Source organism: Streptomyces sp. SudanB182_2057, assembly GCF_964272715.1.
Lineage (GTDB): Bacteria > Actinomycetota > Actinomycetes > Streptomycetales > Streptomycetaceae > Streptomyces > Streptomyces rubradiris.
In genome coordinates this window covers 4,323,883-4,338,185 of record NZ_OZ186798.1, presented here as the reverse complement: position 1 = coordinate 4,338,185, position 14,303 = coordinate 4,323,883, and the positions used below count along the sequence as shown (strand labels likewise).

At 69.8% G+C, this 14,303-nt stretch carries 15 protein-coding genes; 6 read left to right on the top strand and 9 right to left on the bottom strand.

What is annotated here, in order from left to right; genetic code table 11:
• Window positions 1–108 precede the first annotated feature (108 nt).
• The gene (locus ACSURM_RS18900) at window positions 109–1,317 is read right to left on the bottom strand and encodes an MFS transporter (RefSeq protein WP_436956504.1); all 1,209 of its coding nucleotides are present in this window, start codon (window positions 1,315–1,317) and stop codon (window positions 109–111) included.
• A 140-nt stretch (window positions 1,318–1,457) separates the two neighbouring features.
• Here ACSURM_RS18900 and ACSURM_RS18895 point away from each other — a divergent pair, with 140 nt between their 5' ends.
• Both ACSURM_RS18895 and ACSURM_RS18890 read left to right on the top strand, forming a co-directional pair.
• Entirely contained in the window at window positions 1,458–1,916 is a 459-nt protein-coding gene (locus ACSURM_RS18895) for a MarR family winged helix-turn-helix transcriptional regulator (RefSeq protein ID WP_359041268.1), read from the top strand.
• 9 nt (window positions 1,917–1,925) lie between these two features.
• Window positions 1,926–2,378, top strand: coding sequence for an N-acetyltransferase family protein (locus ACSURM_RS18890; protein WP_436956502.1), 453 nt, complete (start codon window positions 1,926–1,928; stop codon window positions 2,376–2,378).
• A 70-nt stretch (window positions 2,379–2,448) separates the two neighbouring features.
• Here ACSURM_RS18890 and ACSURM_RS18885 read toward each other — a convergent pair whose 3' ends face one another.
• From ACSURM_RS18885 to dnaB, 3 genes are all read right to left on the bottom strand, one after another.
• Window positions 2,449–3,834: a serine hydrolase domain-containing protein gene (locus ACSURM_RS18885; RefSeq protein WP_436956500.1), complete on the bottom strand. Its 1,386-nt coding sequence runs from the start codon at window positions 3,832–3,834 to the stop codon at window positions 2,449–2,451.
• A gap of 108 nt (window positions 3,835–3,942) precedes the next feature.
• On the bottom strand, window positions 3,943–4,371 hold the full coding sequence (locus ACSURM_RS18880) for a VOC family protein (RefSeq protein ID WP_436956499.1): 429 nt from the start codon (window positions 4,369–4,371) through the stop codon (window positions 3,943–3,945).
• A gap of 86 nt (window positions 4,372–4,457) precedes the next feature.
• Entirely contained in the window at window positions 4,458–5,936 is a 1,479-nt protein-coding gene (gene dnaB, locus ACSURM_RS18875; protein ID WP_359041264.1) for a replicative DNA helicase, read from the bottom strand.
• A 482-nt stretch (window positions 5,937–6,418) separates the two neighbouring features.
• Between dnaB and ACSURM_RS18870 the strand changes: the two genes are divergently transcribed.
• A complete protein-coding gene (locus ACSURM_RS18870; protein ID WP_436956497.1) occupies window positions 6,419–7,756 on the top strand; it encodes an MATE family efflux transporter in 1,338 nt (445 codons plus the stop codon).
• A gap of 157 nt (window positions 7,757–7,913) precedes the next feature.
• Here the strand turns inward: ACSURM_RS18870 and rplI are convergent, their stop codons facing one another.
• The 4 genes from rplI to rpsF form a co-directional block, all read right to left on the bottom strand.
• Window positions 7,914–8,360: a 50S ribosomal protein L9 gene (gene rplI, locus ACSURM_RS18865; RefSeq protein WP_359041262.1), complete on the bottom strand. Its 447-nt coding sequence runs from the start codon at window positions 8,358–8,360 to the stop codon at window positions 7,914–7,916.
• Window positions 8,361–8,378: 18 nt separating this feature from the next.
• Window positions 8,379–8,615 (bottom strand): 30S ribosomal protein S18, encoded by a 237-nt coding sequence (gene rpsR / locus ACSURM_RS18860; protein WP_003949403.1) that lies wholly within the window; start codon window positions 8,613–8,615, stop codon window positions 8,379–8,381.
• 81 nt (window positions 8,616–8,696) lie between these two features.
• Window positions 8,697–9,269 (bottom strand): single-stranded DNA-binding protein, encoded by a 573-nt coding sequence (locus ACSURM_RS18855; protein ID WP_189752778.1) that lies wholly within the window; start codon window positions 9,267–9,269, stop codon window positions 8,697–8,699.
• An 80-nt stretch (window positions 9,270–9,349) separates the two neighbouring features.
• Complete coding sequence (rpsF, locus tag ACSURM_RS18850; protein ID WP_436956496.1) at window positions 9,350–9,640, bottom strand: 30S ribosomal protein S6; 291 nt, start codon at window positions 9,638–9,640, stop codon at window positions 9,350–9,352.
• Window positions 9,641–9,914: 274 nt separating this feature from the next.
• On the opposite strand from rpsF, the gene ACSURM_RS18845 reads away from it, so the two are divergent.
• From ACSURM_RS18845 to ACSURM_RS18835, 3 genes are all read left to right on the top strand, one after another.
• Entirely contained in the window at window positions 9,915–10,229 is a 315-nt protein-coding gene (locus ACSURM_RS18845; RefSeq protein WP_436956495.1) for a hypothetical protein, read from the top strand.
• 118 nt (window positions 10,230–10,347) lie between these two features.
• A complete protein-coding gene (locus ACSURM_RS18840) occupies window positions 10,348–11,466 on the top strand; it encodes a lipid II:glycine glycyltransferase FemX (protein ID WP_181796709.1) in 1,119 nt (372 codons plus the stop codon).
• An 84-nt stretch (window positions 11,467–11,550) separates the two neighbouring features.
• Window positions 11,551–12,582 carry an alanine racemase gene (locus ACSURM_RS18835; RefSeq protein ID WP_436956493.1) on the top strand — a complete coding sequence of 344 codons (1,032 nt, stop codon included), beginning with the start codon at window positions 11,551–11,553 and terminating at the stop codon, window positions 12,580–12,582.
• A 90-nt stretch (window positions 12,583–12,672) separates the two neighbouring features.
• On the opposite strand, the gene ACSURM_RS18830 is transcribed toward ACSURM_RS18835, so the two are convergent.
• Window positions 12,673–14,238 carry a glycosyltransferase family 87 protein gene (locus tag ACSURM_RS18830; RefSeq protein WP_436961135.1) on the bottom strand — a complete coding sequence of 522 codons (1,566 nt, stop codon included), beginning with the start codon at window positions 14,236–14,238 and terminating at the stop codon, window positions 12,673–12,675.
• Between the last annotated feature and the right edge of the window lie 65 nt (window positions 14,239–14,303).

The window sequence follows — 14,303 nt, the reverse complement described above, 5'->3', positions numbered from 1 at the left end:
CTGTCTCCTTGGATGGTGCTTGGGGTCGGTGCTCGCCGTACCGGGACGCAGGCCCGGTACGGACGTCTGTGGGATTGCGTGAAGTGAGGCGTCCGGAGTGCGGGCGGCTCAGTGGTGGACGGCGGCCCGGCGCTCGGCCGGCGTCCCGGAGGCGACCACGGTGCCGTGCGTACCGTCCCGGCGCTCCAGGGCGGCCGAGAGGAAGGCGAGGAGCAGCGCGGCAGCGGCGAGGACGGCACCGACCCAGTTGGGGGACGTGTAGCCGAAGCCGGCCGCGATCACGACACCGCCGAGCCAGGCGGACAGGGCGTTGCCCAGGTTGAAGGCGCCGATGTTCACGGCGGACGCGAGCGTCGGGGCGCCGTGCGCCTGGTCGAGGACGCGCTTCTGCAGCGGCGGCACGGTGGCGAAGCCCAGGGCGCCGATCAGCGCGATGGTCACCGCCGCCGCGATCTTGTTGTGGGCGGTGAGCGTGAAGAGCGCCAGAACGACGGCCAGGGCGCCCAGGGAGATGTACAGCATCGGCATCAGGGCGCGGTCGGCGAACTTGCCGCCGACGAGGTTGCCGCCGACCATGCCGAGGCCGAACAGGACCAGCAGCCAGGTGACCGATCCGTCGGAGAAGCCGGCGATGTGGGTCATCATCGGCGCGATGTAGGTGATGGCCGCGAAGACACCGCCGAAGCCGAGGACGGTCATCGCCATGGCGAGCAGCACCTGGGCGTTCTTGAAGGCGGCCAGTTCGTGGCGCAGCCGCACGCCCTGCGGGCGGGGCAGCTCGGGAACGAGCTTGGCGATACCGGCGAGGCCGACGACGCCGAGCGCGGCGACGATGCCGAAGGTGACGCGCCAGCCGACGTTCTGCCCGATGAGCGTGCCCAGCGGCACGCCGACGACGTTGGCGACGGTCAGGCCGGTGAACATCATGGCGATGGCTCCCGCCTTCTTGTCCGGTGCGACCAGCTCCGCCGCGACGACCGAGCCGATGCCGAAGAAGGCGCCGTGGGCGAGAGAGGCGATCACCCGTCCGATGAGCATGATCGCGAAGGCCGGGGCCACCGCGGAGAGCAGGTTGCCGGCGATGAAGAGGCCCATCAGCAGCATCAGCATGCGCTTGCGCGGGACCTTGGTGCCGAGCACGGTCATGATCGGGGCACCGATGACCACGCCGAGGGCGTAGCCGGTCACGAGCAGGCCCGCCGTGGGGATGGAGACCCCGAAGTCGCTCGCGACCTCGGGCAGCAGCCCCATGATCACGAACTCGGTCGTTCCGATTCCGAAGGCCCCGATCGCGAGGGCCAGAAGCGCGAGAGGCATGTGGGGTACACCTTCCCAAAAGATTGCAAGAGCGCTTAGCTTGCGTCCACAATAGTTGCAGACGCTGGCTAAATGCAAGCGCCGACTATTGCGCCCGTGCTCTACTCTTGTGGGAGCCGCTCCGGACGGAGGAAACGCCAATGACAGCGACGGACCCCGCGCTCACCGCCCTCGCCCAGGGCTGGTGCGCCCTTTCTGCGCTGCACGGAAGGATCGAGGCGCACATCGAGCGCGCCCTGCAGACCAAGCACGATCTGAGCGTGCGCGAGTACTCACTGCTGGACGTGCTCAGCAGGCAGCACGCCGGCGAAGGCGGCCATCTGCAGATGAAGCAGGTCGCCGACGCGGTCGTACTCAGCCAGAGCGCCACCACCCGCCTGGTGAGCCGGCTGGAGGACCGCGGCCTGCTGGAGCGCTACCTCTGCCCCACCGACCGCCGAGGCATCTACACCAACGTCACCCCGGCGGGCCTGCGCCTGCTGGAAGAAGCGCGGCCCACCAATGACGCCGCCCTGCGCGAGGCTCTGGACGACGCCGCGAAGCACGCCGAACTGGCGCCGCTGGTACGGGTGGTGGAATCGCTCAGCATGCCCGCATAGGGTGCGCGCATGGGAGATCTTGAGATACGAGCCGCGACCGCCGACGATCTTCCGGCGATCGTCGCGATGCTCGCCGATGATCCGCTCGGGGCCCAGCGCGAGTCACCGGACGACCTGACGCCCTACCGGACCGCGCTGGCACGCCTCGCCGACGACCCGAATCAGCACCTCGTCGTCGCCGTGCGCGAAGACCGTGTCATCGGCACCCTGCAACTCACGATCATCCCCGGTCTCTCGCACCAGGGCGCCACCCGCGCGCTCATCGAGGCCGTACGCATCCACGCCGACGAACGGGGCAGTGGGCTCGGCAGCAAGCTGATCGAGTGGGCGATCGACACCTCCCGGCATCTCGGCTGCCGGATGGTGCAGCTGACGTCCGACAAGACCCGAACCGACGCCCACCGCTTCTACGAGCGGCTGGGCTTCACGGCCTCGCACGAGGGCTTCAAACTGCGGCTCTGACCGTGCTCCAAGGTGCCGCGACGGCCAAAGGGTGTGTTTCACGTGAAACGCACCCCTGGTCGGCCCGGGATCAGCCGATGCCCCGCCACCCCTGTGCGTCCACGCCTCCGGGCACCGCGGCCTCGGGGTCGTACGGCTGCCGAGTGAACACAAACGAGCCGAGGTCGAGATGGCTCACGGCCCCGTCCGGGCGCCGCACGGGCCGCAGCAGTTCACCGGCGTAGTAGCCCTCCAGCCCCGTCCAGGTACCGTCCCCGTTCGCGCGGAAGCGGGCCCTGCGGCCTCCCCCGGTCAGCGGCGCCAGGAGGAGCAGCCCGTCGGCGGTCGCACGCAGGCCGAAGGCGTGCGTGCCCCAGTACCACTGCCCCACCAGCTCCAGCACCGCCGGATCGACCTCGCGCAGCGGCCGCCAGGGCTCGGGGATGCGAGGTTCCGCCTCGGCGACGATCCGCACCAGGTCCGCCGCCACGGCACCCGGCAGCGGACCGCTGGTGCAGTTGGTGAGCACCACCGCGGCGACGTCGTCCGCGACGCTGATGGTGAGGCTCGCCAGAAAGCCCGGTAGCGAACCGGAGTGCCCGACGAGCAGGCGGCCGCCCCGGTGCTGGATCTGCAGCCCGAGACCGTACGTGACCCCGTCCACCACGTCCGCGCTCTCGGCCGGTGCCGAGGGCGTCCTCATCTCCGCCACCGACCCCGCGCCCAGCACCCGGTCGTCTCCCCGGGCCAGGAACGCGGCGAACCGCGCCAGGTCCCCGGTGGTGGACCAGAGCTGACCGGCCGGCGCCATCCGGCCCAGGTCCTCCAGCGGCTCGGGCAGCAGCGCGTCGGCCCACGGGTGCACGGCCCAGCCGCCCGCGTGCGGCGCCTGCGGTCGCGTACTCGTCCGGTGCAGGCCGAGAGGCTCCAGGACCTCCTCGCGCAGCACCTCCTCCCACGGGGCGCCGCGCACCTCTTCCACCAGGGCGCCGAGCAGGGCGTAGCCCGGATTGGAGTAGTGGTGCCGCCGTCCGGCGGGATGCAGCAGGGGCTGCTCGCCGAGCACATCGCTCAGCTCGGGCCGCAGCGAGCCGGGGGTCCGCTCCCACCAGGGGGCGGGCGATTCGGCCGCCAGCCCCGCCGTGTGGGCGAGCAGCTCCGCGATGGTCACCTCCCCCACCCCGGTGCCCGGCAGATGCTTCTCCAGCGGATCACCGAGGTCGAGCAGGCCCTCGTCGCGCAGCCGCAGCACCAGCACGGCGGTGAAGGTCTTGGTGATGGACCCGATCCGGTACTGCACCGTCTCGTCCGGCCCGTGCCCGTCCACCGAGGTCCGCGCCCCGTGCCACACGGCCCGCCCGTCCCGTACGACGGCGGCCACCAGCGACGGGGTCCGTCCCTCGGCCTGCGCGACGGCGATCCGGTGCAGCAGCGCGCGCCGGGTGCCCGGCAGCAGCGATTCCTGATGTGTCGTCATGCGCACAGTCCACCCCGTGCCGGCGGCGGCCGTCGAATCCATTGTTCGTGTGCCCGGGCCGCCGTGGCGCCGCCTGCCGTCGTACGGCTCGTCGCCTTCGCGGACCCCTCAGTCCAGGCAGAACTCGTTGCCCTCGATGTCCTGCATCACGATGCAGGAATCATGGCCGTCGTACAGCAGTCGCTGGCGTACCGCCCCCAGCGGGACCAGACGCGCGCACTCGGCTTCGAGCGCGGCCAGCCGCTCTTCACCGACGAGCCCGGTGCCGACCCGCACGCACAGATGCACCCGGTTCTTGACGACCTTGCCCTCGGGGACGCGCTGGAAGAACAGTCGCGGCCCCACGCCGGAGGGATCGACGCAGGCGTACCGCGAACCCTGGACCTCGGGCGGCAGCGACCGGTTGAATTCGTCCCAGGAAGTGAACCCCTCCGGGGGCGGCGGCACGACGTACCCCAGCACCTCGCACCAGAAAAGAGCGAGGCGCTCCGGTTCCGCGCAGTCGAAGGTGACCTGGAACTGCTTGATCGACACCATCGGCCCACCATAGTGGCGAGCGCTGTGCACCGGAACCCTGGAACGTCATCGCCGCCCGGGCCGAGGCTTCGCACGTCAAGAGGGCATCAGGTCTGGGCCATGTCCACGAACCGGGAGTAGTGCCCCTGGAAGGCGACCGTGATGGTGGCCGTGGGGCCGTTTCGGTGCTTGGCGACGATCAGGTCCGCCTCGCCCGCGCGCGGGGACTCCTTCTCGTAGGCGTCCTCGCGGTGCAGCAGGATGACCATGTCGGCGTCCTGCTCGATGGAGCCGGACTCACGCAGGTCGGAGACCATCGGCTTCTTGTCGGTGCGCTGCTCGGGGCCACGGTTGAGCTGGGAGAGCGCGATGACCGGGATCTCCAGCTCCTTGGCGAGCAGCTTGAGGTTACGGGACATGTCCGACACCTCCTGCTGGCGGCTCTCGGCGCGCTTGGAGCCGCCGGACTGCATCAGCTGGAGGTAGTCGATGACGACGAGCTTCAGGTCGTTGCGCTGCTTCAGGCGCCGGCACTTGGCCCGGATCTCCATCATCGACAGGTTCGGGGAGTCGTCGATGTAGAGCGGCGCGGCCGACACGTCCGGCATCCGGCGGGCGAGCCGTGTCCAGTCCTCGTCCGTCATCGTGCCGGACCGCATGTGGTGCAGGGCGACCCGGGCCTCGGCGGACAGCAGACGCATCGCGATCTCGTTGCGGCCCATTTCGAGCGAGAAGATCACGCTCGGCAGGTTGTGCTTGATGGACGCGGCCCGGGCGAAGTCCAGCGCGAGTGTCGACTTGCCCATGGCGGGACGGGCGGCGATGACGATCATCTGCCCGGGGTGGAGGCCGTTCGTGAGGGAGTCGAAGTCGGTGAACCCGGTGGGCACGCCCGTCATCTCGCCGCTGCGCGAGCCGATCGCCTCGATCTCGTCGAGGGCGCCCTCCATGATGTCGCCGAGCGGGAGGTAGTCCTCGCTGGTGCGCTGCTCGGTGACGGCGTAGATCTCGGCCTGGGCGCGGTTGACGATCTCGTCCACGTCACCGTCGGCCGCGTACCCCATCTGTGTGATGCGCGTACCGGCTTCGACCAGGCGGCGCAGGACGGCCCGCTCGTGGACGATCTCCGCGTAGTACTCGGCGTTGGCCGCCGTCGGCACGGTCTGGACGAGGCTGTGCAGATAGGCGGCGCCGCCGACCTTGTTGATCTCGCCGCGCTTGGTCAGCTCGGCGGCGATGGTGATCGGGTCCGCCGGCTCGCCCTTGGCGTAGACGTCCAGGATGGCCTGGTAGATCGTCTCGTGCGCGGGCTTGTAGAAGTCGTGGCCCTTGAGGATCTCCACGACGTCGGCGATGGCGTCCTTGGACAGCAGCATGCCGCCCAGCACGGACTGCTCGGCGTCCAGGTCCTGCGGCGGCACCCGCTCGAAGGAGGAGGCTCCGCCGTCCCAGGCGCCGGACTCCCGGCCCCGGTCGTGCTGCTCGTCCCGGCCCCGGCCGCCGTCACCCCGCCGGCGGGAGGCCGGCAGACGATCGCTGGGTCCGCTGTCGGCCCACGGATCGTCCAAGGGCTCGGAAATGCTCACCGAGCCACCTCCTCCCGTCCGCACGGCGGACCTCGCCGTGGCCTCTTTTGTACGGCACGACACTGACAAATCGAGAAGCCCGACTCCGGTTCTCGCGCGTCGGATTTGTGACGGTTCCCGGGCCGGAAGAGGGTCACTCGCCGGGCCGTGGGAAGGAGCGGGCGCCGCACCACGGTAGGCCCGTCGGCACCGTCAGCCAATCTGGTTATCCACAGGCCATGTGGACGACGGGCCCGATGCTGTGGAGAACTCGCCGAAACCTGTGCACGACCCGGTGGACAGCCCTGTGAACAAGCCCTCGATCTTCCTGGCAACACGCCCCCGACCTGCGTCTTTACGATCCACCGGCTGTGCAGAAGAAAAACTTTCCCAGTCGGGCCAAGATCGCTTCGAACGGTACCCGAAACGACACGGCCCGAGATGAGGAGTAAGGAGCGCGGGCCAGTTGCATCACTTACCTGTGGACGATTAGATTGATGCGCATGACAGAGGCTCCGGACATACCCCAGGCCACCCGGCGGCGGCACGACCGAGAAATCGTCGCGCTGGCCCTCCCGGCCTTCGGCGCCCTCGTCGCCGAGCCTCTTTTCGTCATGGCCGACAGTGCGATCGTCGGCCACCTCGGGACCGCTCAACTTGCCGGTCTCGGCGTCGCCTCGGCGCTCCTGACCACCGCCGTGAGCGTGTTCGTCTTCCTCGCCTACGCCACCACCGCCGCGGTGGCCCGTCGAGTGGGCGCCGGCGATCTCCCGGCGGCGCTCCGGCAGGGCATGGACGGCATCTGGCTGGCGCTGCTGCTCGGCATCGCCGTCATCGCCGTCTTCCTGCCGCTGGCCCCCGGTCTCGTCGACCTCTTCGGCGCCTCGTCCACCGCGGCCCCCTACGCCACAACCTATCTGCGCATCTCCGCGCTGGGCATCCCCCCGATGCTCATCGTCCTGGCCGCGACCGGGGTACTGCGCGGCCTGCACGACACCCGGACCCCGCTCTACGTCGCCGTCGCCGGCTTCGTCACCAACGCCGCCCTCAACGCCGGACTCGTCTATGGCGCCGGACTCGGCATCGCCGGCTCGGCCTGGGGCACGGTCATCGCGCAGTGCGGCATGGCCGCCGTCTATCTGACGGTGGTCGTCCGCGGGGCGCGTCGGCACGGTGCCTCCCTGCGGCCCGACGCCGCAGGAATCCGTGCGTCGGCCCAGGCCGGCGTGCCCCTCCTGGTCCGTACGCTGTCCCTGCGGGCGATGACCATGATCGCCACGGCGGTCGCGGCCCGCCTCGGGGACGCCGACATCGCCGCGCACCAGATCATCCTCTCCTTGTGGAACCTGCTGTCCTTCGCTCTCGACGCGATAGCGATCGCGGGACAGGCCATCATCGGCCGCTATCTGGGCGCGGAGGACGCCCAGGGAGCTCGCCAGGCCTGTCGTCGCATGGTCCAGTGGGGCATCGCGACCGGTGTCGTCCTGGGTGTGCTCGTGGTGGTCGCGCGGCCGCTCTTCCTGCCGCTGTTCACCGGCGACGCCGCGGTGAAGGACGCCGCGCTGCCGGCCCTGCTGCTCGTGGCGCTCGCGCAGCCCGTCTGCGGGATCGTCTTCGTCCTGGACGGAGTCCTGATGGGCGCGGGAGACGGCCCCTATCTGGCCGGGGCCATGGTCCTCACCCTGGCGGTGTTCGCGCCGGTGGCCCTGCTGGTGCCCATGCTCGGCGGCGGTCTCACCGCGGTCTGGGCGGCGATGGCCCTGATGATGACGGTCCGCATGCTGACGCTGTGGCTGCGCACCCGCTCGGGTCGCTGGATCGTGACGGGCGCGACCCGCTGACCGTTCCGCGCCGCAGGCGGCCGTCGTCCGTTTCACGTGAAACATGCAGCGGTGACCGTCCCGGACCCGGGACGTACGGCCATGCGAAAGGGGCCGCACCCTTCACGGGGTGCGGCCCCTTTCAACGGCTCAAGCGACCGTTGCGATCACGCGGCGATCAGGCCGCGACGACCTCGATGCTGACCTTGGCGGCAACCTCGGGGTGCAGACGCACGGACGTCTCGTGGGCGCCCAGGGTCTTGATCGGAGCGCCGAGCTCGATGCGGCGCTTGTCGACCTCGGGGCCACCGGAAGCCTTGATCGCGGACGCGATGTCGGCCGGGGTGACGGAACCGAAGAGACGACCGGCGTCGCCGGAGCGGACGGCCAGGCGGACCTTGACGCCCTCGAGCTGGGCCTTCACCTGGTTGGCCTGCTCGATGGTCTGGATCTCGTGGATCTTGCGGGCGCGGCGGATCTGCTCGACGTCCTTCTCGCCACCCTTGGTCCAGCGGATGGCGAACTTCCGCGGGATCAGGTAGTTGCGAGCGTAACCGTCCTTGACGTCGACGACGTCGCCCGCGGCACCGAGGCCGGAGACCTCGTGGGTGAGGATGATCTTCATGAGTCGGTCACCCTTCCCTTATCGCGCGGTGGAGGTGTAGGGCAGCAGCGCCATCTCACGGCTGTTCTTGACGGCCGTGGCGACGTCACGCTGGTGCTGCGTGCAGTTGCCGGTCACGCGGCGGGCACGGATCTTGCCGCGGTCGGAAATGAACTTCCGCAGCATGTTCGTGTCCTTGTAGTCCACGTACGTGACCTTGTCCTTGCAGAAAGCGCAGACCTTCTTCTTCGGCTTGCGCACAGGCGGCTTCGCCATGGTGATTCTCCTGTGTGATCAAGAAGTGGGGGTACGACCCGCCCTCGGCCCGGACCGGCCCGGAGGGCCTGGCCCGAAGGCTTAGAAGGGGGGTTCGTCCGAGTAGCCGCCACCGCCGCCGGAGCCGCCGCCCCAGCCGCCGCCACCCTGGTTGCCACCGGCGGGAGCGCCGGTCGCCCACGGGTCGTCGGCCGGAGCGCCGCCCTGACCGCCACCGGGGCCACCGCCCCAGCCGCCGCCCTGGCCGCCACCGCCGCCGTAACCGCCCTGGCCACCGCGGGCACCGCCACCGGCGGTCTTGGTGACCTTGGCCGTGGCGTTGCGCAGGCTGGGGCCGACCTCGTCGACGTCCAGCTCGTAGACCGTGCGCTTGACGCCCTCGCGGTCCTCGTACGACCGCTGCTTCAGCCGGCCCTGCACGATGACGCGCATGCCTCGCTGGAGCGACTCGGCGACGTTCTCCGCCGCCTGGCGCCAGACCGAGCAGGTCAGGAAGAGGCTCTCGCCGTCCTTCCACTCGTTCGTCTGGCGGTCGAAGGTACGGGGAGTGGACGCGACGCGGAACTTCGCGACCGCCGCACCGGACGGGGTGAAGCGCAGCTCGGGGTCGTCGACAAGATTGCCGATGACCGTGATGACGGTCTCGCCTGCCATGGGGGAACCTCTCGGCGGGTTTGCTGCTCTGGCTGCTTGGTTGCTGCTACTCGAATCCCGGGATCAGCTGAGCGCGGGGCTCAGTGGGTCTCGGGACGGAGGACCTTGGTCCGGAGGACCGACTCGTTCAGGTTCATCTGGCGGTCGAGCTCCTTGACGACCGCAGGCTCGGCCTGCAGGTCGACGACCGAGTAGATGCCCTCGGGCTTCTTCTTGATCTCGTAGGCGAGACGACGACGGCCCCAGGTGTCGACCTTCTCAACCTTGCCGCCGCCGTCACGGACGACGGACAGGAAGTTCTCGATCAGCGGGGAGACAGCGCGCTCCTCGAGATCGGGGTCGAGGATGACCATCACCTCGTAGTGACGCATGTGGAACCCACCTCCTTTGGACTCAGCGGCCACGGTCGTTCCGTGGCAGGAGGGTTGTGATGCGTACGCAACGGTATCGGCCGCCACTGACAATCGGCTTTCCCTCAGGGGAGCCGGTCGGTGTGACCTGGACAGGTCTGGGCAGACACCAGTGCAGACGGTACAGACTACCCGCACACCCGCTTCCGGTTGAAATCCGGCCGCCGGGCCGGACAATCTGTACACAACGGGTGTGTACGGCGCTACGATGCGCCGCCTTCCGCAGGAGGTGCCCATGGCACAGGCATTGCGACCCAACACCGCCGGTTCTCTCTTCGCCACGGACGGCAAGCCTCATCCGCTGCAGGACGCCCTGATGGCGGTGACGCTCGTCCTGGGCGTGCTGTCCTTCATCACCGCCTTCTTCCACAGCCTCCACCTGCTGACCTCATGGGCGGGCCTGGTGGCGCTGTGCACCGGCGTCTACGGACAGTGGGTCTCGGTGACCACGCGGGAGCGGTTCGGCCTCATCCTGGGCCTCGGTGCCGCGGGGGTCGGCTTCCTGATCGGCATGGCGCACGGTGGTCTGTTCGGCGGTGTCGTCGGCTGACTCCCCGGCCCCGAGGCCCGTATGCCCAGTCGGGGCGCTCGCGAGGCGCAGTAGGCTTCGGCGCGAGAGCCGGAGCCCCTGAACCCATGGGGACACACCAGCCCGAGGAGCGCCCCGAATGAGCCTGACCCTGAGGACCATCAGTCGCGAGCAGCATCTGGCCTTCATCCAGAGCCTGCCGGCGGCGAGCCACATGCAGGTCCCGGCCTGGGCCGATGTCAAGGCGGAGTGGCGCTCGGAGAACCTCGGCTGGTTCGACAAGAGCGGTCACCTGGTCGGCGTCGGTCTGGTCCTCTACCGCCAGTTGCCCAAGATCAAGCGTTACCTCGCCTACCTGCCCGAGGGCCCGGTCATCAACTGGTACGCCCCGAACCTGGACGACTGGATCCAGCCGATGCTGGCGCACCTGAAGCAGCAGGGTGCCTTCTCCGTGAAGATGGGCCCGCCGGTGATCATCCGCCGCTGGAACGCCGACACGATCAAGCGGGGCATCCAGGACCCGGACGTCAAGCGGCTGCGCGACCTGCAGGCCGACTACATCGAGCCGCGTGCCTTCGAGGTGTCCGACAAGCTGCGCCGCATGGGCTGGCAGCAGGGCGAGGACGGCGGCGCCGGCTTCGGCGACGTGCAGCCCCGCTACGTCTACCAGGTGCCGCTGGCCAACCGCTCCCTGGAAGAGGTCCACAAGAACTTCAACCAGCTGTGGCGCCGCAACATCAAGAAGGCGGAGAAGGCGGGCGTCGAGGTCGTCCAGGGCGGCTACCAGGACCTGCCCGAGTGGCAGCGGCTGTACGAGATCACGGCCGTCCGTGACAAGTTCCGGCCGCGCCCGCTGTCGTACTTCCAGCGCATGTGGACCGCCCTCAACACCGAGGACCCCAACCGCATGCGGCTGTACTTCGCGCGCCACAACGGCGTGAACCTCTCCGCGGCGACGATGCTGATCGTCGGCGGGCACGTCTGGTACTCCTACGGCGCCTCCGACAACATCGGACGCGAGGTCCGGCCGTCGAACGCGATGCAGTGGCGGATGCTGCGCGACGCCTACGCGATGGGCGCCACCGTCTACGACCTGCGCGGTATCTCCGACTCCCTGGACGAGACCGACCACCTCTTCGGCCTGATCCAGTTCAAGGTGGGCACCGGCGGTCAGGCCGCCGAGTACCTCGGTGAATGGGACTTCCCGCTGAACAAGCTGCTCCACAAGGCGCTCGACATCTACATGTCGCGCCGCTGAGCCGCCGGCGTTTGATTCCATAGCCTTCACAGCTTTTTCCCTCTCTGATCCACCCCAGCCACGAGAAAGGTCCCGGGTCCGGCCATGGCGCTCACGCTCTACGTCGACACCGCGCGCTGGCGGGCGCACCACAAGCACGTGCAGGAGCAGTTCCCAGGGCTCGTCCCGGTCTGCAAGGGCAACGGCTACGGCTTCGGGCACGAACGGCTGTCGGAGGAGGCCACACGGCTCGGCTCCGACCTGCTCGCGGTCGGCACCACGTACGAGGCCGCGCGCATCAAGGACTTCTTCGGCGGTGACCTGCTGGTGCTGACGCCGTACCGGCGCGGCGAGGAGCCCGTCCCGCTGCCCGACCGGGTGATCCGCTCGGTGTCGTCCGTCGACGGCGTCTACGGCCTCGTCGGTGCCCGTGTGGTCATCGAGGTGATGTCCTCGATGAAGCGGCACGGCGTCAGCGAGCACGAACTGCCGCAGCTGCACCAGGCCATAGAGAACGTCCGGCTGGAGGGCTTCGCCATCCACCTGCCGTTGGACCGCACCGACGGCTCGGACGCCGTCGAGGAGGTCATCGGCTGGATGGACCGGCTGCGCGCGGCCCGGCTGCCGCTGCACACGATGTTCGTCAGCCACCTCAAGGCGGAGGAGCTGATCCGCCTCCAGCAGCAGTTCCCGCAGACCCGGTTCCGCGCCCGTATCGGCACGCGGCTGTGGCTGGGGGACCACGACGCCACCGAGTACCGCGGCGCGGTCCTGGACGTCACGCGCGTGGCGAAGGGCGACCGGTTCGGCTACCGGCAGCAGAAGGCGGCTTCCGACGGCTACCTGGTGGTCGTGGCGGGCGGTACGTCGCACGGGGTGGGCCTGGAGGCCCCGAAGGCCCTGCACGGCGTCATGCCGCGGGCCAAGGGCGTCGCCCGGGCCGGTCTGGCCACGGTCAACCGGAACCTCTCCCCGTTCGTCTGGGGCGGCAAGCAGCGTTGGTTCGCCGAGCCGCCGCACATGCAGGTGTCGATCCTGTTCGTGCCCTCGGACGCCCCCGAGCCGCAGGTGGGCGACGAGCTGGTGGCCCACTTGCGGCACACCACGACCCAGTTCGACCGCATCGTGGACCGCTGAGGCGGGTCACGTCGGCGGGAAGGCCGTACCCGGAGCCCCGGGTACGGCCTTCTGTGTGTCCGCGCCACGCCGACGGAGCGCGCGGTGCTCTCAGAGCGGGCGGTCGTCGGGGGACGGCACGCCGGGACGGCCCCAGTCCACCGGCGGTGCCCCGAACCGGGTGTCCCGCTCCTGCGGGCCGGCCGCCGCGGCGCCGAGCGCGTAGACGTCCGGCGCCCCGTCGAGCACCCCGCCCGAGGGATCGTCGTCCCCGGACCGGCGCACCACGTCCCGCTCCGGCATGAGGATGTCCCGTACGACGACGGCGCACAGGTACAGCGTGCCCAGCAGGTGCACCACGATCGCCCAGTGGTAGCCCTGCGTCGGCAGCCCCTTGTGGGCGTCCCCACTGGTCGTGTAGGCGAGGTACGACCAGATGCCGAGGAAGTACGCCACCTCGCACGCCTGCCAGATCAGGAAGTCCCGCCACTTGGGCCGGGCGAGGACCGCCAGCGGCACCAGCCACAGGACGTACTGCGGCGAGTAGACCTTGTTGGTGAGGACGAAGGCGGCCACCATCAGGAAGGCGAGCTGGGCGAAGCGCGGCCGGCGCGGGGCGGTGAACGTCAGCGCGGCGATGGCGAGGAAGCACAGCGCCACCAGCACGGTGGCCGCGTTGTTGATGAAGCCGGTGGTGGGCGGGTCGCTGGAGTTCTGCGCCCAGATCAGCCAGAAGGAGCCGAAGTCGACGCCGCGTTCCTTGCTGAAGGTGTAGAACTTCGCCCAGCCCTCGCGGATGTGGAAGCCCGACGCGTCGTGGGTGAGCATCACCGGCAGGTTCACCACGAGCCAGGCACCTACCGCACCCGCCAGTGCCTGGAAGAACGCGCGCCACTTCCCGGCCCGCCAGCACAGCACCAGCAGAGGGCCGAGCAGCAGGAAGGGATACAGCTTGGCGGCCGTGGCGAGGCCCAGCAGGATGCCGAAGGCGAGGGCCCGGCCCCGCGACCACATGAGCATCGCGGCGGCCGTCAGCGCCACGGCGAGCAGGTCCCAGTTGATGGTCGCGGTCAGGGCGAAGGCGGGCGCCAGGGCGACCAGCAGGGCGTCCCAGGGGCGCCGGCGGTGGGTCCGGGCCACGCTGACGGCGATGACGGCGGCGCACGCCATCAGCATCCCGGCGTTGACGAACCAGTACCACCGCTCCTGGTGCTGGAGGGAGCCGCTGTGCGGGGTCAGCCAGGAGGCCACCTCCATGAACACGCCGGTGAGCACCGGGTATTCGAGGTAGTCCATGTCGCCGGGGAGCTTGTCGAAGTACGGCACGAGATCGTCGGCGAAGCCGCGACCCTGGTAGAGGTGCGGGATGTCCGAGTAGCAGGCGTGGGTGTACTGGCTGCTCGCACCGAAGAACCAGGCGTTGTGGTAGCAGGGCGCCTTCTGGACCAGGCCGAGGGCGAACATGCCGATGGCCACGAGCGCCACGATCCGCACCGGGGTCCACCAGGAGGAGCCGGGCAGGGCCCGCCGTCCCAGGGGACCGCCGATCAGCTCACTGCCGGCGGCGGCGACCTCGTCCTCCCGGGTCGGTGACACCGGTTCTGCCACCGCCTTCCGCACGGGCTCGGGCTCCTGCTGGCTCGCGGGCGTCGTCTCTGCACTGGGCATGGGGCACATCCTGCCGTACCCGTCCGGGAAGCCGTACCCGTCCAGGAACACGCCAAGGGCCGCCGCACCTCGTG